Genomic DNA, 22,370 nt, shown 5'->3' with positions numbered 1-22,370 from the left:
AGAGGAGATTCACTGATGCCGCAGCAACCTGAAATACAGGATATATACCCTTTGTCATTTATGCAGGAAGGGATGCTTTTTCACTCACTGTATGATGAACAGTCAAGAGCTTATTTTGAACAGGCTTCTTTTACGATCCATGGACAGCTTGACTTGGAGCGTTTCCAAAAAAGTATGGATGCTGTTTTTGACAGGTACGATATCTTTCGAACAGCATTCATCTATAAAAATGTAGCCAAACCTCGTCAAGTCGTGCTCAAGCAACGTCATTGCCCTGTTCATGTTGAAGATATTTCCCATCTCAATGAAAGGGATAAAGAACATTGTACCGAGGCATTCAAAGAGCAGGACAAATCCAAAGGCTTTGATCTCCAAACGGATGTACTGATGAGAATATCTATTTTAAAATGGGCGCCTGATCATTATGTCTGTATCTGGAGCCACCATCATATTTTAATGGATGGCTGGTGTTTAGGCATCGTCATTAAAGACTTTCTCCATATTTATCAAGCGCTTGGAAAAGGGCAGTTTCCTGATTTGCCTCCCGTACAGCCGTACGGGACGTATATTAAATGGCTGATGCAGCAAGACCGGGAAGAAGCAGCTGAGTATTGGAAAAAGAGGCTTCAGCATTTCGAAAAAGCTTCACCTCTGCCTAAAAGAACAGATCAAATGTCGGATGGGACATTACAGCAGATCACGTTTACCATTCCTGAAAAAGAAACCTCCGAATTACAGAAAATCGCTGCAGCATGTGGTGCGACACTTAACACTGTTTTCCAAGCTTTATGGGGAATCATGCTCCAAAAGTTCAATCGTCGCGACGATGCTGTATTCGGATCAGTTATATCAGGCAGACCTTCTGAGCTAAAAGATGTGGAAAACATGGTCGGACTTTTTATCAATACCATTCCTATTCGAGTCCAAAGTGATTTTCTGTCTTTTTCTGACCTAGTCAGCGGAATGCAAAAGGACATGACTGAAGCAGAAGCGTATAGTTACTTCCCTTTATATGACATTCAGGCGCAGAGCGCTCTTAAACAAGAGCTGATTGATCATATTATCGTCTTTGAAAATACACCTACTCAACAAGAGATTGAAGAGCTGAATCAAGCTGGATCATTTGATTTCTCCGTGAAAGATTTTGAGATGGAAGAGGTAACTAATTATAGATGCAGTGTCAAAGTGATTCCAGGGCGTACTTTGTACGTTCGGATTCATTTTCATACAGGCGCTTATCAACCAAATATGATGTCTGAGATAAAAGATTATTTACTGCACATGATCTCTGACGTCATCTCTGATCCATCTCTTCCTGTGTCAAAGATGACGTTGCTAGATGAGGACAAAACACGGAAAATCGTTTCTCAAAATAACAGGACAGTATCTGTTTCACCTGAAGCGCCAACCCTGCATGGCCTGTTTGAGCAACAGGCGGCAGTCACACCGGAGCGGCTGGCCATTCGCTTTTCAGGCGGTTCGCTGACATACGCTGAGCTTGACATGTACGCCAGCCGGCTGGCTGCGCACCTTGCGGCACGCGGCGTCACAAACGAAAGTATCGTCGGGATCCTGTCTGAACGCTCACCTGACATGCTGATCGCTGTCCTTGCTGTATTGAAGGCCGGAGGGGCGTATTTGCCGCTTGATCCTGCGTATCCAAAGGAGCGGCTGAGCTACATGCTGAAAGACAGCGGGGCATCGCTCTTGCTGACACAGCCGGGATGCTCCGCACCAAACTTTTCTGGCGAAACGCTTGAAGTGGACATGACATCTCTTGAGTGTGAAGAAGTAAAACGTCATGTGTCTGCTTCTGTTAGCGACGGATCTCTCGCCTATGTCATCTATACATCGGGCTCTACCGGGCAGCCGAAAGGAGTGGCCGTTGAGCACCGCCAGGCTGTTTCTTTTCTGACCGGCATGCAGTACCAGTTTCCGCTTTCGGAAGATGACATTGTCATGGTGAAAACCTCTTTTTCCTTTGATGCGTCTGTGTGGCAGCTGTTTTGGTGGGCTCTTTCCGGTGCTTCGGCGTATCTGCTTCCGCCCGGCTGGGAAAAAGACTCCGCATTGATCGTACAAGCCATTCATCAGGAAAACGTGACAACGGCTCATTTTATTCCGGCTATGCTGAACAGCTTTCTCGATCAAGCGGAAATCGAAAGGCTGAGTGACAGGACAAGCCTAAAGCGTGTATTCGCCGGAGGTGAACCGCTTGCGCCGCGTACGGCAGCCCGTTTTGCTTCTGTATTGCCGCAGGTATCATTAATCCATGGCTACGGGCCGACAGAAGCCACGGTAGACGCGGCATTTTACGTGTTAGATCCAGAACGGGACAGAGACCGTTTGCGGATTCCGATTGGGAAGCCCGTACCTGGTGCGCGTTTGTATGTTTTAGATCCGCATTTAGCCGTACAGCCTTCCGGTGTCGCCGGCGAACTATACATTGCCGGAGCGGGTGTTGCCAGAGGTTATTTGAATCGGCCGGCATTAACGGAGGAGCGTTTTCTTGAAGACCCGTTTTACCCGGGGGAACGCATGTACAAAACCGGGGATGTGGCGCGCTGGCTCCCTGACGGGAATGTTGAATTCCTCGGGCGCACGGATGATCAGGTAAAAATCCGCGGCTACCGGATTGAGCCGGGAGAAATTGAAGCGGCACTAAGAAATATAGAAGGTGTAAGAGAGGCGGCTGTTACCGTACGGACAGACAGCGGGGAGCCGGAATTATGCGCTTATATAGAAGGGCTCCAAAGAAACGAAGTGCGTGCACAGCTTGAGAGACTGTTGCCGGGCTACATGGTCCCAGCCTATATGATAGAAATGAAACAGTGGCCGGTTACGCCAAGCGGAAAGCTCGACCGAAACGCCCTGCCAGCTCCTGGCGGAGCGGCAGATGCGGAGACCTACACAGCGCCGAGAAACGTGACTGAGATGAAGCTTTCTCAGCTGTGGGAGGACGTGCTGAAAAATGGCCCTGTCGGGATTCACGACAACTTTTTTGACCGCGGGGGACATTCCTTAAAAGCAACGGCGCTTGTCTCACGGATCGCCAAAGAATTCGATGTACAGGTGCCGCTAAAAGATGTGTTTGCCCATCCGACAGTAGAAGGACTGGCTGCCGTTATCCGTGAAGGAACGGACAGTCCATATGAAGCAATTAAGCCCGTTGAAAAACAGGAAATCTATCCGGTTTCCTCTGCCCAAAAGCGGATTTATGTCCTTCAGCAGCTGGAGGACGGAGGGACAGGCTACAATATGCCGGCTGTGTTAGAGCTCGAAGGGAAGCTCAACCTTGAAAGGATGGACAGAGCTTTCAAAGAGCTGATCAAGCGCCACGAGTCGCTTCGTACCTCCTTCGAACAGGACGCAGGAGGCGATCCGGTGCAGCGCATCCATGACGAGGTGCCGTTTACGTTACAGACTACAGTTCTCGGCGCACGAACCGAAGAGGAGGCCGCAGCCGCATTTATCAAACCGTTTGATCTCAGCCAAGCGCCGCTGTTCCGTGCCCAAATCGTAAAGGTATCAGATGAGCGGCACCTGTTGCTGGTCGATATGCATCACATCATTTCAGACGGTGTTTCCGTCAACATTCTGATTCGGGAATTCGGCGAGCTGTACAATAATCGGAATCTTCCGGCGCTGCGCATTCAATATAAAGATTATGCCGTATGGCAAGAAGGATTCAAAACAGGAGACACGTACAAAACGCAAGAGGCGTACTGGCTGAAGCAGCTCGAGGGCGAGCTGCCTGTGCTGGATCTCCCCGCTGATCATGCCCGCCCGCCGGTGCGAAGCTTCGCGGGTGACAAGGTCTCATTTACGCTGGATCAAGAGGTTGCATCAGGCCTTCACAAGCTGGCACGAGAAAACGGAAGCACACTGTACATGGTGCTCCTTGCGGCTTACACCGCGTTCTTGTCACGCTTAAGCGGACAGGAAGATATCATCGTCGGCTCGCCAATCGCCGGCCGGCCGCACAAGGATCTTGAGACGATACTCGGCATGTTTGTGAACACGCTGGCGCTTCGGACGCGTCCGGAGGGCGGGAAGCCATTCGTACAGTATTTGCAGGAAGTGCGTGAGACAGCATTGGAAGCCTTTGAGCACCAGGATTACCCGTTCGAAGAGCTTGTCGATAAGCTTGAATTAACACGGGATATGAGCAGAAATCCGCTGTTTGACGTAATGTTTGTTCTTCAAAACATGGATCAGGAATCGTTGGAGCTGAATGAACTTTGTCTCAAACCTGCAGCACACAATGGGCTTCAAACGTCCAAATTTGATTTAACCCTATATACACAGGAACAGCCCCACGGTTTGCTGACGTTCCAAATGGAGTTTAGTACTGACTTATATAAGAAAAAAACGATAGAAAAGTGGCTTCAATACTTCATCAATATGTTACTCTCCATCATCAAAGACAACAAAGCCGCTCTCGGAACAATAAATATCCTGAATGAGGATGAGACCCATTACCTTATCCACGAGCTCAATCGTACAAAAATAGATTATCCAAGAAATGAAACCATCAGCAGACTCTTTGAAATGCAGGCAGAACAAACGCCTAATGCTGTAGCAATTGTCAGCGACACCCAAGTATTCACTTACGAGGACCTGAACAGCTGGGCAAATCAAATTGCCTCAGTTCTACAGATAAAGGGCGTAGGGCCTGATAGTGTTGTAGCCTTGTTGACAGGCAGAACACCAGAACTCATTGCAGGAATGCTGGGCATTCTAAAAGCCGGGGGAGCCTATCTGCCTATTGCTTCTGATCTGCCTGTTGAACGAATAGCTTATATGCTGTCAGACAGCGGGGCGGCATTACTCCTTCAATCTGAAAAAACAGAAAAACAACTATTAGACATTGAATGTGAACAAATCATAATCGAAGATATTCAAAAGCAAGGAAAAACGAAGAACGTTGATTCTTCAGCAGGGCCACATTCACTCGCATATATTATTTATACCTCTGGATCAACCGGTAAACCAAAGGGTGTCATGATTGAGCAGCGAAGTGTAATTCGTCTTGTTAAAAACAGCAATTATATTACATTTACACCTGAAGACCGCCTTCTGATGACATCATCAATCGGTTTCGACGTTGGGTCATTTGAAATTTTCGGACCGCTGCTAAATGGTGCCGCTTTGCATCTGTCCGATCAACAAACATTTCTCGATTCCCATCAGCTTAAGAGGTACATAGAACATCAAGGAATCACAACGATTTGGCTGACATCTTCTCTATTCAATCATTTGACAGAACAAAATGAACAAACATTTTCACAGCTGAAACATTTAATTATAGGCGGAGAAGCTTTGTCGCCGAGCCACGTCAATCGAATCAGAAATGTCTGCCCTGAAGTATCTATATGGAATGGATATGGCCCTACCGAAAATACAACTTTTTCGACATGCCTTCACATTCAAAAAACATATGAACTTTCCATTCCGATCGGGCGGCCGGTTGGTAATTCCACCGCTTATATCTTAAATCAATGGGGAGTGCTGCAGCCGGTCGGAGCTGTCGGTGAACTTTGTGTCGGCGGAGATGGCGTCGCCAGAGGATATTTGGGCCGTCCTGATTTAACGAAAGAGAAATTTGTCCCACATCCATTTGCACCTGGCGATCGACTGTATCGCACAGGTGATCTGGCGCGCTGGCTTCCTGACGGCACAATTGAGTACGTTGGCCGTATTGATGATCAAGTAAAAGTCAGAGGCTATCGTGTGGAGCTGGGTGAGATCGAATCAGCACTTCGTCAAATAGACGGGGTCAAAGAAGCCGCAGTGTTAGCACGTACAGCCCAGACCGGGAGCAAAGAGCTGTTTGGCTATATCAGCGTAAAAGCAGGCACGAATGCTGAACAAGTGCGTTCTCTTCTCGCGCGTTCGCTGCCAAACTATATGATCCCGGCGTACATTATTGAAATGGAGACTCTTCCGCTCACATCAAACGGCAAATTGAACCGAAAAGCACTTCCTGAACCAAATTTCACATCTAAACAAACGTACGCTCCACCTCGAAATGATCTTGAAGACCAACTTGTATTGATCTGGCAGGAGGTTCTCGGCATCCAGAGGATTGGAATAGAGGATTCGTTTTTTGAATTGGGCGGAGATTCAATCAAAGCCCTTCAAGTTTCTGCACGCCTTGGGCGCTATGGACTAAGCTTGCAGGTAAGTGATTTATTCCGTCATCCAAAGATAAAGGACTTATCACCATTGATCCGTAAGTCAGAGAGAATCATAGAGCAAGGACCCGTTCAGGGAGACGTTCCTTGGACGCCTGTTCAGCAATGGTTTTTTTCACAAGATATTGAAGAAAGACACCATTTCAATCAGTCTGTCATGCTATTCCATTCTGGACGTTTGTCTGAAAACGCCATTAGACCAGCCTTGAAAAAACTGGCGGAGCATCATGATGCGCTTCGGATGGTTTATCGCAACGATGATAGGCGATGGATTCAAATCAACCAAGGCATTCATGAGTCACAGCTATACAGCTTAAGAACCTCTGATCTTTCACAGTCAGAAAGCGGCTGGGAGACGCAAATCAAACAAGAAGTTGCAGATCTTCAGCAAAGCATCAATTTGCAGGAAGGACCATTGTTGCACGCCGCTTTGTTTAAAACACTGACCGGAGATTACTTGTTCCTTGCGATCCATCACCTTGTCGTTGATGGTGTCTCATGGCGGATTTTGCTTGAGGATTTGTCAGCCGGATATCAACAAGCTGCTGCAGGCCAGACGATCCAGCTTCCGCCTAAAACGGATTCCTACCAGGAATACGCAAGACGCATACAGGAATATGCCCAAAGCAGTAAGCTGATTCGCGAAGAGGCGTATTGGCGAACTGTAGAAGAACAGCAAGCCGCAGAACTGCCCTATGAAATACCGCATCATGTGAACATCGACTTCAGCAAAAGGGACTCATTAAGCTTTTCACTGACTGAAGCAGACACCGCCGTCTTGCTGCAAAACGTCAATCACGCCTATGGCACAGATACACAAGATATTCTGTTAACCGCAGCATCCTTGGCGATTTGTGAATGGACAGGAGGAAGCAAGCTCTGTATCGCTATGGAAGGACACGGGAGAGAACACATTCTGCCAGAGTTAGATATAAGCAGGACGGTCGGCTGGTTTACATCCATGTACCCGGCCCTCATAAGCTTTGAAAATCATAGGGATGAGCTCGGAACCTCAGTAAAAACCGTTAAAGATACACTGGGCCGGATACCAAACAAAGGGGTAGGTTACGGTATGCTGAAATACCTTACACACCCTGAAAATAAAAGCATTACGTTTTCAAAAACACCTGAAATCAGCTTTAACTATTTGGGCCAGTTCAACGACATCGAAAGACAGGACACCTTCCGCCCATCAAGCCTTGGTAGCGGAAAGGATATCACTCATACATGGAAGCGTGAGCAAATCATCGAGATGAGTGCAATGGCAGCAGACAAAAAGCTCCATTTCAATCTTAGTTATCCGCCAGCCCGCTTTCACAGAAACACAATGGAACAGCTTATTAACAGGATTGAACACTTTTTGCTGGACATTATGAAACACTGCGCCGGTCAACAGAAAGCAGAAAAGACACTGAGCGATTTCAGCAGTCAATCATTAACGGCAGAGGACTTGGACAGCATATCCAGCTTGGTGGAAGAATTGTAGAAAATCGTGACAGGAGACATGAACATGACAAAAGCGAATTCAATTCAGGATATTTATCCGCTGTCTTACATGCAGGAAGGGATGCTTTTCCATTCCCTCCTGCAAAAAGATTCACAGGCGTATGTTGAGCAAGCTTCTTTTACAATAGAAGGAAAAGTCAACCCGCAGTTTTTTCAAAACAGCATCAACGCTCTTGTAGAAAGACATGATATTTTCAGAACGATTTTTATCAGCCAAAATGTTTCCTCCCCCCAGCAGGTTGTTCTGAGAGAACGAAATGTCATCGTACTGGAAGAAGACATTACTCATTTAAACGAGGCGGAGCAATCACAGTTTATCGAGCAATGGAAAGAAAAGGACCGGGACCGGGGGTTTCATTTGCAAAAGGATGTGCTCATGCGCATCGCTCTGATTCAAACAGGAGAGAGCCAGTACTCTTGCATTTGGACCTTTCATCATATCATGATGGACGGTTGGTGCCTCAGCATTGTGCTAAAGGAGTTTCTGCATATTTACGCATCTTATGTAAATGCATCCCCAATAACATTGGAGCCGGTCCAGCCATACGGAAAGTATATCAAATGGCTGATGGAGCAAGACAAAGAGCAGGCGGTTTCTTATTGGGACCATTATCTTTCCGGCCACGAACAGCAAACCGTGCTCCCTAAGCAGAAAAAAACAAAGGGAAAAAGCAGGCAGGAACACGTTACATTTTCATTCTCTAAGGAAGAAAGCAGCAGGCTTTCAGAGCTTGCTGCTAGAGAAGAAGTGACACTCAGTACGATTTTCCATACCATTTGGGGCATTCTGCTACAAAAATATAATAATAACGATGACGCCGTATTCGGTTCTGTCATTTCAGGAAGGCCTGCGGAAATCGAAGGCATTGAACATATGGTAGGTCTTTTCATTAATACGATGCCGGTTCGAGTGCAAGGGGCAAAAACGCCATTTCTTCAACTTATAAAAGATATGCAAAAAGACCGTCTTGCCGCTGAAGCGTACAGCTACCACCCTTTATATGAGATTCAATCCCGCTCAGCTGTTAAGCAAGGGCTGATTGATCATATTCTCGTATTTGAAAACTATCCGGTGCAGCAAGAGATTCAAATGCTGAACAAACAGGAACATGCTTCTGATCTTTTTCAGATTCATAATTTCACTGTCGCAGATGAAACCAACTACAGCTTTTATCTTATGGTGGCGCCAGGGGAAGAAATTCATATCAAAATGAACTATGATGCGGAGCGGCACGATCGGTCTTTTGTGCTTTCTGTCAAAGAGCATCTTCTGAATGCTGTATCACAAATCTTAAATAATCCGAATCTTCCACCTGAAGAAATCGATATCACGACAGATACTGAAAAGCGGCAGCTGATTGGAGAAATCACAGATCGAACACCAGTTTACGAAACCATCCATGCCATGTTTGAAAAGCAAGCGGAAAAGACACCAGATGCTCATGCGGTAATTGATCAAGCCTGCTCATTAACATACAGAGAACTGAATAAAGCGGCTAACAGATTGGCACGGCATTTACGAATGAAAGGCGTTGCGAGACAGGAACCCGTTGCGATTATGATGGATCGCTCTGCGGCGTTTATCACCGGCGTTCTTGGAATCTTAAAGGCAGGCGGCGCCATTGTTCCGGTTGATCCGCATTACCCGGCTGACAGAATCCATTATATTCTGCATGATAGCGGCTGTTCGCATGTTGTTTCACAAGCGCATCTTTCCTCATCGTTAGAAGACAATTACATTATCACTCATCCAGAAGATATCGAAAGCAAAGTAGACGGCAGTAACATAAAGTCAGTCAACAATGCTGACGATCTGCTGTATATGATTTATACATCAGGCACAACAGGTAAACCAAAGGGTGTTCAATTTGAGCATCGAAACATGGCTAACTTGCTGAAGTTCGAATATACTCACTCCGGCATTGACTTTGAAGCAGATGTTCTGCAATTTGCTACACCTTCCTTCGACGTCTGCTATCAAGAAATATTTTCTGCGCTTCTGAAAGGCGGCACACTCCACATCGTGCCAGAAGCCATAAAAAGAGATGTGCCTCAGCTGTTTGCATTTATAAACAAGCAACAGACGAATATTGTGTTTCTCCCAACTGCTTTTATCAAAATGATTTTCAGCGAGCAGCAACTGGCGAACTCGTTTCCTGATGGCGTCAAACACCTGATCGCAGCCGGGGAACAATTAATGATTTCAGACCTTTTCCAAGATGTGTTGCGTGAACGCGGCATACACCTGCACAATCATTACGGACCTTCAGAAACTCATGTGGTATCTACGTATACCATTCATCCTGGAGACCCTATTCCTGAGCTTCCGCCAATCGGTAAACCGATAGGCTGTACTGATCTATATATTTTGAATCATCAAAAACAGCTTCAGCCATGCGGCGTACCAGGCGAACTCTATATTTCCGGCGCAAGTGTTGCCAGAGGATATGTCAATCACGATAAACTGACAAGCGACAAATTTTCATCCGATCCATTCAAGCCTGGTGTGATCATGTACCGGACAGGTGATTTGGCCAGACGGCTTGAAGACGGCAACATCGAATATATCGGACGGGCAGACAATCAAGTGAAAATCAGAGGTTATCGAATTGAGCCGCAAGAAATCGAAGTCACGTTAATGAATCACCCGGACATTAGTGAGGCTGCCATTCTCATCTGGCAAGATCAAAACGGTGAACATGAATTATGCGCTTACTATTGCAGTGTACAAAAGCTGAACGCAATAGATTTACGCAGTTATATGGCTAGTGAGCTCCCAGAATACATGATTCCGGCGAAATGGATATGGGTTGACAGCATACCTCTTACCCCAAATGGAAAAGTAGATCGCGCAGCACTTCCGGGGCCAGATGCTTCAATCAGCGGAAACCCATATACTGCCCCTCGAAATCTGTTAGAGGCAAAGCTTTCACAACTATTTGAAGATGTACTGAATAATGGCCATATAGGCATCCAAGACAACTTTTTTGACCATGGCGGCCACTCGTTAAAAGCAACAGTGCTTATGTCACGGATCGCAAAGGAATTCCATGTGCAAGTTTCGCTTAAGGACATCTTTGCTCATCCGACTGTTGAAGGATTAGCTTCAATCATTCGAGAGGCAGAACAAAATCCGTATGCAGCAATTGAACCAGCAGAAGAAAGGGGTACATATCCTGTATCTTCGGCCCAAAAACGAATGTATGTGCTTCAACAGCTTGATGAGGGTGTCGCCTATAACATGCCTGCGGTCTTAGAACTGGAAGGTGCACTGGATGTCGCCAAACTGTCTGCTGTATGTAAAGAACTGATCAATCGGCATGAGCCGCTTCGAACTTCCTTTGTATCCGGAGCTGATGACGAGCCGGTTCAGCGTATCCACACCGAAGTGCCGTTTACGTTAAGTAAAGAGACCACTATCGAGGGATTTGTCCGTCCCTTTGATCTCAGCCAGGCGCCATTATTTAGAGCAGGCCTTATAGAAGTGTCAAACGAGAAGCATGTATTGCTGGTGGATATGCACCATATCATTTCAGATGGCGTATCCGTTCAGCTCCTAATCCGAGAATTTACCGATCTTTATGCAAACCGGCAGCTTAAGCCATTGCGGATCCAATATAAAGATTACGCCGTATGGCAGCAGAAATTTAAAAAGGGAGACTCGTACCAAAAGCAGGAGACTTACTGGCAGCAGCAGTTTAGCGGGGATCTTCCTATACTGGAGCTTCCAACAGATAAACGACGTCCGGCAGAACGGCAATTCATAGGCGGAAAAGTAACCTTTCAATTGGACAAAGAGATCACGGCCCGCATAAAGCGGCTCGCCCATAAAAACAGAAGCACGCTTTATATGACGCTTCTCGCTTTGTATTCAGCCTTTTTGTCTCGGTTAAGCGGTCAGGATGATATCGTGATTGGTTCACCAATCGCCGGACGGCCCCATGCCGACCTTGAAGCTGTTCTTGGGATGTTCGTCAATACACTGGCTCTCCGCACACGCCCAGCGGGTAATAAGACATTTGAGGAATTTCTGAAAGAAGTCAGACAGACGGCATTAGAAGCGTATGAGCATCAGGATTACCCGTTTGAAGAGCTTGTGGACAAACTCGGTGTGCAGCGGGAAATGAGCCGGAATCCTTTGTTTGACACAACGCTAGTCCTTCAGAATATGGAACAGCAAAAGCTAAAAATGAATGATGTACAGCTTCAGTGGAACGACTTGGAGCACCCAATATCAAAATTTGATATTTCCCTATACGTTACAGAGCATGATTCCGAGCTTTTCTGTCAGTTTGAATACAGTACAGCTTTGTTTGAGAAAGAAACCATCCAAAGGTGGGCCAGCCTTTTCACCACGCTTGTGGAACATACAGCTGCCAGCCCTGAAACAGAATTGGACGATATTCCAATCTTAACAAAAGAAGAAGAGAGAGATTTCATTGAATCATGCCATCCGTTTGAGGAGACGGGCTATTCAATGAATCAAACGCTCCACTATGCACTCGAACAGCAGGCAGCAAAAACGCCTGATCAGGCGGCCGTTATCTTCGAAGATGGAGTGATGACCTATAAAGAATTGAACGAACAGGCTAACCGTATCGCCTGGGAGCTAATTGGACGGGGGGTAAAACCCGAAACGACTGTTGCCATTATAGGAAAGCGTTCACCTGAAATGCTGCTTGGCATTTATGGCATTCTTAAAGCTGGCGGCGCTTATCTGCCCATCGACCCGGATTATCCGGAAGAACGAATCAGCTTTCTGCTGGAGGACAGCGGTACAAACATTCTCCTGCTTCAGTCTGCCAGCCTTCATATTCCGGCATTTACAGGAGAGATTGTCTATCTCAATCAGACAAATAACGGACTGGCACATCGTTTGTCCAATCCGAATGTGGATGTTCTCTCGCAATCTTTAGCCTATGTCATCTATACATCCGGCTCTACCGGGATGCCTAAGGGTGTTGAAATTGAACATCGATCAGCGGTGAATTTTTTGAATTCCCTACAGTCCCGCTATCAGCTAAAGCATTCAGATATGATTATGCACAAAACATCATATTCATTCGATGCTTCAATATGGGAGCTGTTTTGGTGGCCTTATGCCGGAGCTTCTGTTTATCTGCTTCCTCAGGGAGGCGAAAAAGAACCTGAAGTGATCGCGAAGGCCATAGAAGAACAAAAGATCACAGCTATGCATTTTGTGCCTTCAATGCTCCATGCATTTTTAGAACATATAAAATATCGCTCTGTACCGATTAAGACAAACAGACTCAAGCGAGTGTTTTCTGGGGGAGAACAGCTGGGGACCCATCTTGTCTCCCGATTTTACGAGTTGCTTCCAAATGTTTCAATAACCAATTCCTATGGGCCAACGGAAGCAACCGTAGAAGCTGCATTCTTTGATTGTCCGCCGCAAGAAAAACTTGAACAGATTCCAATTGGAAAACCTGTTCATCATGTCAGATTATATATCCTGAATCAGAATCAGCGGATGCTGCCTGTTGGATGTATCGGTGAACTGTACATTGCCGGAGCGGGTGTTGCCAGAGGTTATTTGAATCGGCCGGCATTAACGGAGGAGCGTTTTCTTGAAGACCCGTTTTACCCGGGTGAACGCATGTACAAAACAGGGGATGTGGCGCGCTGGCTCCCTGACGGGAATATTGAATTCCTCGGGCGCACGGATGATCAGGTAAAAATCCGCGGCTACCGGATTGAGCCGGGAGAAATTGAAGCGGCACTAAGAAGCATAGAAGGAGTAAGAGAGGCGGCCGTTACCGTACGGACAGACAGCGGGGAGCCGGAATTATGCGCTTATGTAGAAGGGCTCCAAAGAAACGAAGTGCGGGCACAGCTTCAGAGACTGTTGCCGGGCTACATGGTCCCAGCCTATATGATAGAGATGGAACAGTGGCCGGTTACACCAAGCGGAAAACTTGACCGAAACGCCCTGCCAGTTCCTGGTGGAGCGGCAGATGCGGAGACCTACACGGCGCCGAGAAACGTGACTGAGATGAAGCTTTCTCAGCTGTGGGAGGACGTGCTGAAAAATGGACCTGTCGGGATTCACGACAACTTTTTTGACCGCGGGGGACATTCCTTAAAAGCAACCGCGCTTGTCTCACGGATCGCCAAAGAATTCGATGTACAGGTGCCGCTAAAAGATGTGTTTTCCCATCCGACGGTAGAAGGACTGGCTACTGTTATCCGTGAAGGAACGGACAGTCCATATGAAGCGATTAAGCCCGCTGAAAAACAGGAAACCTATCCGGTTTCCTCTGCCCAAAAGCGGATTTATGTCCTTCAGCAGCTGGAGGACGGAGGGACAGGCTACAATATGCCGGCTGTGTTAGAGCTCGAAGGGAAGCTCAACCCTGAAAGGATGGACAGAGCTTTCCAAGAGCTGATCAAGCGCCACGAGTCGCTTCGAACCGCCTTCGAACAGGACGCAGGAGGCGATCCGGTGCAGCGCATCCATGACGAGGTGCCGTTTACGTTACAGACTACAGTTCTCGGCGCACGAACCGAACAGGAGGCCGCAGCCGCATTTATCAAACCGTTTGATCTCAGCCAAGCGCCGCTGTTCCGTGCCCAAATCGTAAAGGTATCAGATGAGCGGCACCTGTTGCTGGTTGATATGCATCACATCATTTCAGACGGTGTTTCCGTCAACATTCTGATTCGGGAATTCGGCGAGCTGTACAATAATCGGAAGCTTCCGGAACTGCGCATTCAATATAAAGATTATGCCGTATGGCAAGAAGGATTCAAAACAGGAGACGCGTACAAAACGCAAGAGGCGTACTGGCTGAAGCAGCTCGAGGGCGAGCTGCCTGTGTTGGATCTCCCCGCTGATCATGCCCGCCCGCCGGTGCGAAGCTTCGCTGGTGACAAGGTCTCATTTACGCTGGATCAAGAGGTTGCATCAGGCCTTCACAAGCTGGCACGAGAAAACGGAAGCACACTGTACATGGTGCTCCTTGCGGCTTACACCGCGTTCTTGTCACGCTTAAGCGGACAGGAGGATATCATCGTCGGCTCGCCAATCGCCGGCCGGCCGCACAAGGATCTTGAGACGATACTCGGCATGTTTGTGAACACGCTGGCGCTTCGGACGCGCCCGGAGGGCGGGAAGCTATTCGTACAGTATTTGCAGGAAGTGCGTGAGACAGCATTGGAAGCCTTTGAGCATCAGGATTACCCGTTCGAAGAACTTGTCGATAAGCTTGAATTGACACGGGATATGAGCCGGAATCCAGTGTTTGATGCGATGTTAGTTGTTCAAAATAATGATTACGAGCCATTGCATCTTCATGATTTGCAAATGAAGCCGGCACAAGTTTCTCATCTCGTTTCTAAATTCGATTTGACACTACAGGCATCTGAGGGCGACGGAAACATTCATTTCCTTTTTGAATATTCAACCGCATTGTTCGAGAAAACCACCATTGAACGCTGGGCATCGCATTTAACAAATGTACTTAGCATCATCGGCAAAAACCCGGAGGTGACACTCAACCATATCGACATCCTGACCCAAGAAGAGCGGCACCAGCTGCTTAATGAGTTTAACACCAGGCAAGCGAATCAATACGGAGTTCAAACAATCAGTCAATTGTTTGAGCAGCAAGCTGCACGAACACCAAAAGCTTCTGCACTTGTCAGCGGAGACAAAACACTGACGTATCAAGAATTGGACGAGTGGTCCAATGGAATCGCACGTGCATTGCGCAACAGAGGTGTTAAGCCGGACACACCAGTAGGCATCATGATGCATCGTTCGTTCAGTATGATAGCAGCCATACTTGGTGTGTGGAAAGCAGGCGGCTGTTACGTTCCCATTGATCCTGAATACCCGAAAGAACGGAAACGCTATATCCTCAGCGACAGCGGAACGAAACTGCTGATGACAATAAATGAAGCGGATCTGGGAGTACTTGCTGACTTTGAAGGAGAGATCTTGACGATAGAAAGCGTAGAGGCAGACGACAAATCGCCGCTGCCGCAAATGTCGTCTGCCCATCATTTGGCTTATATCATTTATACCTCTGGAACGACGGGCCGTCCAAAAGGGGTAATGGTCGAGCATAAAGGTATTGCTAACACTCTTCAGTGGCGGCGAAACGCTTATGCATTCAACGAGACAGATACCATTCTGCAGCTCTTTTCTTTCTCATTTGACGGCTTTATAACTAGTATGTTTACACCGCTTTTGTCAGGTGCAAAAGCCGTTTTGCTTCATGAAGAGGAAGCGAAGGATATTCTAGCCATTAAGCATCAGCTGTCTCGTCAACGGATTACACATATGATTATTGTGCCTGTTTTATATCGAGCCCTTTTGGACATAGTGCAGCCGGAAGATGTAAAGACACTTAGAGTCGTCACACTGGCGGGAGAAGCGGCTGACCGCGAATTGATCGACCGCAGCTTAGCTATATGTCCGCATACCGAACTCGCCAACGAATATGGACCGACAGAAAACAGCGTGGCGACTACCGTCATGAGACATATGGAAAAGCAGGCATACGTAAGCATCGGCCAGCCGATTGACGGGACTCAAGTGCTGATTTTAAATAGCAATCATCAGCTTCAGCCAATCGGTGTTGCGGGAGAGCTTTGTATAGCAGGCACAGGGCTTGCAAGAGGGTACGTCAATCTTCCAGAACTGACAGAGAGAGCATTCACGCAGAATCCATTTAAACCCGAAACACGAATGTACCGAACAGGAGACGCCGCCAGATGGATGGCCGACGGTACACTCGAATATCTCGGAAGAATCGATGATCAAGTCAAAATCAGAGGATACCGTGTAGAAACGAAAGAAATTGAATCGGTCATCCGGTGTATAAATGGTGTAAAAGACGCCGCAGTAGTTGCTCATGAAACAGCGTCAGGACAAACCGAATTAAGTGCTTATGTGGTGACAAAACCAGAGTTGAGCACAAATGCTGTACGCTCAGAATTACAAAACAAGCTGCCGGTGTTTATGCACCCTGCGTTTATTGAAAAACTGGACTCACTTCCATTGTCACCAAACGGCAAGCTGGATCGCGGAGCACTTCCAAAACCTGTATACAACCACGAAGGTGAACGTCCATTCCTCCCGCCAGCCAGCAAAATGGAGCAAATACTGGCAGATATATGGAAAGAAGTACTGGGGGCAGAAAAGATCGGAACAGCTGATTCGTTCTTTGAACTTGGCGGAGATTCAATCAAAGCGTTACAGGTATCTGCGCGGCTTCACCGGATAGGCAAGCAAATGGCAGTGAAAGATTTGTTTAGCCATCCGACCATTCAAGAATTGGCAGCTTATATCCGTGATTCAGATACAAGTTCCAGCCAAGCTGCGGTTGAGGGAGACGTACAATGGTCGCCTGTTCAAAAATGGTTTCTTTCTCAAGATATAAAAGAAAAACACCATTTTAATCAGTCCGTAATGCTGCATCGAAGCACCACTGTACAAGAAGACGCACTGCGAAAAACGTTAAAAGCAATAACGTGTCATCATGATGCGCTGCGAATGGTGTTTACACAGAATGAACAAGGAAAGTGGGATCAGTATAATCGGCCGCTCAGTCATTCGGACGACGCGTTGTACGGCCTTCAGATGATTGATTTATGCACTGATGGAAATAGACCGTATGAACCTCTTATCAAGCGCCATGTACTTGATATTCAGCAGAAAATGGATTTGAAGAATGGTCCGCTGCTGCAAGCCGGTCTTTTCCACACAATTGACGGTGATTTCTTATTTTTATCTGCTCATCACCTCGTCGTTGACGGCATCTCATGGCGGGTTCTGCTTGAAGATTTGGCTTTAGGGTATCGCCAAGCTGCTGGCGGGGAGGATATCAAACTGCCGCCTAAAACAAGCTCATTTAAAGCGTATGCGAAAAAGCTCTCTGACTACGCTGAAAGCCAGCAGCTAATGAAACAGCTCAAGTATTGGCGCGAAGCCGAAGAGTATCAAACAGAGGCATTGCCTTTTGATCAAATCGATGGAACTAGAGCACACGAGGGACAACGGTCCACAATTTCGTTTACCTTAAACGATAAAGAGACAGCAGCACTCTTAAAAGACGCCAACAGCGCATATAACACTGATACGCAGGACATGCTGCTCGCTTCTGTCATTCTTGCGCTGCGCCATTGGACCAATCAATCCGCCTTCAAACTATCATTAGAGGGCCACGGGCGAGAGGATGTATTAAAAGGAATAGATGTGAGCCGGACGATTGGATGGTTTACCGCCATTTATCCGTTATTGATTAAACTGAACGCAGACTTGCCAGATTCGGAAGAAAGCATGGTTCATGTGCTAAAAACAACAAAAGATACACTGAGACGTGTACCTGACAAAGGATTCGGCTACGGTGTCATCAAATATTTGACGCCTCCTGGCAAAAAAGACATCAATTTCACAGGTGCACCAGAAATCAGCTTTAATTATCTTGGTCAATTTGAAAGCGGCCGCTCAGCTGAAGTACCTGAGGAGGACGCCTTCTCATTCTCTCCGCTTGGTGCCGGAGGTGATATCAGCACAACATGGAACCGTGAACAGTCGCTGGATATCAGCGCAATCGCTGCAGAAGGAAAATTGACTGTCAATATGACTTATGACAATGCCCGCTTTCAGCGCAAAACCATTGAACAGCTTAGCGAAACATGCCGTCAATTTTTATTACAGCTGATCGAACACTGCCAGAACAAAAGAGAAACAGAAAAGACGATCAGTGATTTTGATGATCAAGAACTAACCGAGGACGCGCTGCAAGAGATTGCTGATATGCTCAGTTTTCACTAATAAAACCGTGAAGAAAGGTGCAGACACTATGGATAACATCAAAAAAATCAAGAACATTTATCCTCTGAGTCATATGCAGGAGGGAATGCTGTTTCATTCCTTCCTCCGTAAAGAGGAGGGGGCGTATGTCGAGCAGTCGCTCTTCACCATTAAAGGAAGCCTCAGCTATGACTGGTTCCAGCGCAGCATTCAAGCCATTATCGACCGCCATGATATTTTCAGAACCGTGTTTTTGCCGCACGTCCCGCATTTGTCGGGACCTCGGCAAGTCGTGATGACAGAACGTGAATTCCATTTGTACAGCGAAGACATTTCCCATCTGCCAACAAACGACCAGAATGAGTATATTGAACGCTTTAAAGAGAAGGACAAGCAAAAAGGCTTTGATCTGCAAAAAGACATGCTGATGCGGATTTCTCTGTTCAAAACAGCTGAAGATGAGCATGTCTGTCTTTGGAGTCACCATCACATTTTAATGGACGGATGGTGCCTAGGTATCGTTATGCAGGAATTTATGCAAATTTATCAATCGATTCATGCAGGAAAACCGCTTTCATTAGACCCTGTCCGTCCGTACAGCACCTATATTTCATGGCTGACAAACCGAGACAAAGAAAAAGCAGCGGCCTACTGGGATACCTATTTAAAAAACTACAGCGCTCCATCACCTCTGCCTCGTGTGTCTGATAAAGAAACAAAAGAAGGTTATCACCGTGAAGATTTGATATTTTCATTAAATAAACCACTGACAGACAAGCTGAAAGAGACTGCCAAACAACACGGCGTCACGCTCGCTACCCTTATTCAGGCAGTCTGGGGTGTGATGCTGCAGCAATATAACCGCACAGACGACGTTGTGTTTGGCGCAGTTGTATCAGGAAGACCGTCAGAAATCCCAGGCGTGGAGCAAATGATAGGGTTGTTTATCAATACCATACCGATTCGAATTAAAACACACCAAGACGAAACGTTTCACGAGCTGCTCATACGCTGCCAGAAAGAAATGCTGGAAGCTGAGCCGTTTACCTGCCAGCCTTTATTTGATATTCAGGCAAACACCGCATTAAAACAGGAACTGATTGATCACATTATCGTCTTTGAAAACTATCCGTTACAGCAGAAAATCGCCGATTCCGCTGATCAAACTGATTCACCGCTGCAAATCGATCAAGTTCAAGTATCCGAGCAATCAGGATATAACTTTAATCTTGTCGTTGCTCCTGGCGAAGAGCTTGTCATCAAGTTCAGCTATAATGCATTCGTTTACGATGCTGCCTGGATCAGCTGTATCAAGAGGCAATTTACGCAAGCGCTTAGCACAGCTGCACAGCACCCTCATATGCCAATTGCTGATTTTTCTTTTCTTGATGCAACAGAAAAAGAGCAGATTGTCACACAGTTCAACAATACAAAAACGGAGTATCCAAAGAATCATACAATTATCGATTTATTTCGCGAACAAGCAGAAAAGACGCCAGACCATACCGCACTTGTGTATGGCAATATGTCTATTTCGTATAAAGAGCTTGATAAACGCTCTAATGCGCTCGCCAGAGAGTTAATTCAAAAGGGATTTCGGAAAAACGAGACAGCCGGAATATTGGCTGCACATTCTCCCGAATTCATGATCAGTGTGCTTGCCGTATTAAAAGCAGGGGGAGCATACCTCCCGCTTGATGCGGAGCTTCCGCTTGAACGAGTCAGCTTTATGCTTGAGGAAACGCAAGCAAAAATGCTGATTGTTCAAAAGGGATTGGAGCAAAACGCTACGTTCTCAGGAACATGTATCATTTCAGATGCGCAGGGATTGATGGAAGAGAACGATTTCCCTATTAATATCAGCTCCAGCCCGGATGATCTTGCGTACATCATGTATACCTCAGGATCAACAGGCCGGCCGAAAGGGGTCATGATCACGAATCGCAATGTCGTGTCCCTTGTCAGAAACAGCAATTACACGTCTGCGTCCGGTGATGACCGGTTTATTATGACTGGATCTATCAGCTTTGACGCCGTCACCTTTGAAATGTTCGGGGCACTTTTAAATGGCGCAAGCCTTCATATCATTGATAAATCGACAATGCTGACACCTGATCAGTTTGGAGCGTATTTGCTTGAAAATGACATTACAGTGCTATTTTTAACGACAGCTCTTTTTAATCAGCTGGCACAGGTACGAGCTGACATGTTTCGCGGACTCTATACGTTATATGTCGGAGGAGAAGCACTCTCTCCTGCTCTGATGAATGCTGTCAGACACGCCTGTCCAGATCTCGCGCTTCATAATATTTACGGGCCTACGGAAAACACGACTTTTTCAACCTTTTTTGAAATAAAGAGAGACTATGCGGGGCCGATTCCGATTGGAAAACCAATCAGCAATAGCACCGCTTACATCTTAGATACAAAAGGACGTCTTTTGCCAATAGGCGTTCCCGGCGAGCTTTGTGTTGGCGGTGATGGGGTCGCTAAAGGCTATTTGAACAGAGATGACCTGACAAATACTGTTTTTTCTCCTCATCCTTTCTTGCCTGGAGAAAGAATATACCGTACCGGTGATTTGGCGCGCTGGCTGCCTGATGGAAACTTAGAATACATCAGCAGAATTGACAGGCAAATGAAAATCCGCGGAAAACGAATTGAGCCTGCCGAAATAGAAGCGCGCCTGTTAGAAATGGAAGGCGTTCAAGAAGCAGCAGTGACATTGAGAGAAAAAGATGGAGAGGCGCAGCTGTACACTCATTACGTCGGTGATCACAAAAAAACAGATACGGATTTTCGCGCCGATTTGGCGCGTGTGCTTCCAGACTATATGATCCCGCAGCACTGGGTGCGTGTGGAGCGGATGCCGCTTACCGGAAACGGAAAAATAGACCGCAGCGCGCTGCCTATTCCAGAAAATAAGCCTGCCAAACGACAGAACATCATATTGCCAAGAAACTTGGTTGAAGAAGAATTGGCGAACATTTGGAAGCAAGTCCTCGGTGTTAACACAATCAGTATTGATGATGACTTCTTTGCTATTGGCGGACATTCACTAAGAGCACTGCAAGTCATACATACACTAAAACATCAGCAGAACATTGACATACCGATTGATTTCTTGTTCGAACATCCGACAATCGCTCAGCTTGCCGAAAAACTTTATTCTAAACAGCTGACAGCAGCAAATGAACAGCATGTGATCAAACTGAACCAGCACGGCGCGCAAAATCTTTTCTGCTTCCCGCCGATATCGGGATTTGGCATTTATTTTAAAGACCTTGCTTTATTGCTGAATGAGAAGGCAGCCGTATACGGGTTTCACTTTATTGAACAAGACACCCGCATTGAACAATATGTTAATTGCATGACGGACATACAGCCTGAGGGCCCATACGTTTTATTAGGCTACTCTGCAGGCGGAAACCTGGCTTTTGAAGTGGCACAGGCTATGGAGCGCAAAGGATTAGAAGTCAGCGACTTCATTATCGTGGACGCTTATCTAAAAGAACAGCCTTTGCCTATCGATACCGGTAATGACGAATCTGCAGCATATCTGCCTGAAGCAGTCAGAGAAAAGGTGATGAAGAAAAAAAGAAACTATCAGGAATATTGGGCACAATTGCTGAATGAAGGGCACATCAAAGCAAGCATTCATTTCATCGAAGCTGGAATCCATCCCGAAACCAGCAAGAATACAGGCTTAACGAAATGGGAAGGCGCCTGCGGAAACTATAGTGAGTACACGGGTTTTGGCGCTCATAAAGACATGCTGGAAGGAACATATGCTGAAAAGAATGCTGACATCATCCTCGACATTTTAGAAAAGATCACTTCAAATAAAGCAATCCCGCACAAACAATAGAGCGGATTCGCGGACA

3 protein-coding genes are annotated in these 22,370 nt (G+C 46.6%); all 3 read left to right on the top strand.

The window, feature by feature from the left end:
- The first annotated feature begins 15 nt into the window (after positions 1-15).
- Genes ppsC through ppsE form a run of 3 tightly spaced genes read left to right on the top strand, consistent with a single transcriptional unit; the run spans position 16 to position 22,354 of the window.
- A complete protein-coding gene (gene ppsC / locus NST79_RS10305; protein WP_339225834.1) occupies positions 16-7,683 on the top strand; it encodes a plipastatin non-ribosomal peptide synthetase PpsC in 7,668 nt (2,555 codons plus the stop codon).
- A gap of 24 nt (positions 7,684-7,707) precedes the next feature.
- Entirely contained in the window at positions 7,708-18,507 is a 10,800-nt protein-coding gene (ppsD, locus tag NST79_RS10300; RefSeq protein WP_339225833.1) for a plipastatin non-ribosomal peptide synthetase PpsD, read from the top strand.
- A 7-nt stretch (positions 18,508-18,514) separates the two neighbouring features.
- Entirely contained in the window at positions 18,515-22,354 is a 3,840-nt protein-coding gene (ppsE, locus tag NST79_RS10295; RefSeq protein WP_212060983.1) for a plipastatin non-ribosomal peptide synthetase PpsE, read from the top strand.
- The last annotated feature ends 16 nt before the right edge of the window (positions 22,355-22,370 follow it).

Origin of the sequence: Bacillus sp. PS196 (assembly GCF_037963555.1) — a bacterium.
GTDB lineage: Bacteria > Bacillota > Bacilli > Bacillales > Bacillaceae > Bacillus > Bacillus subtilis.
Note: the sequence above shows the minus strand (reverse complement) of the source record. Positions and strands in the feature narration are given on the sequence as shown.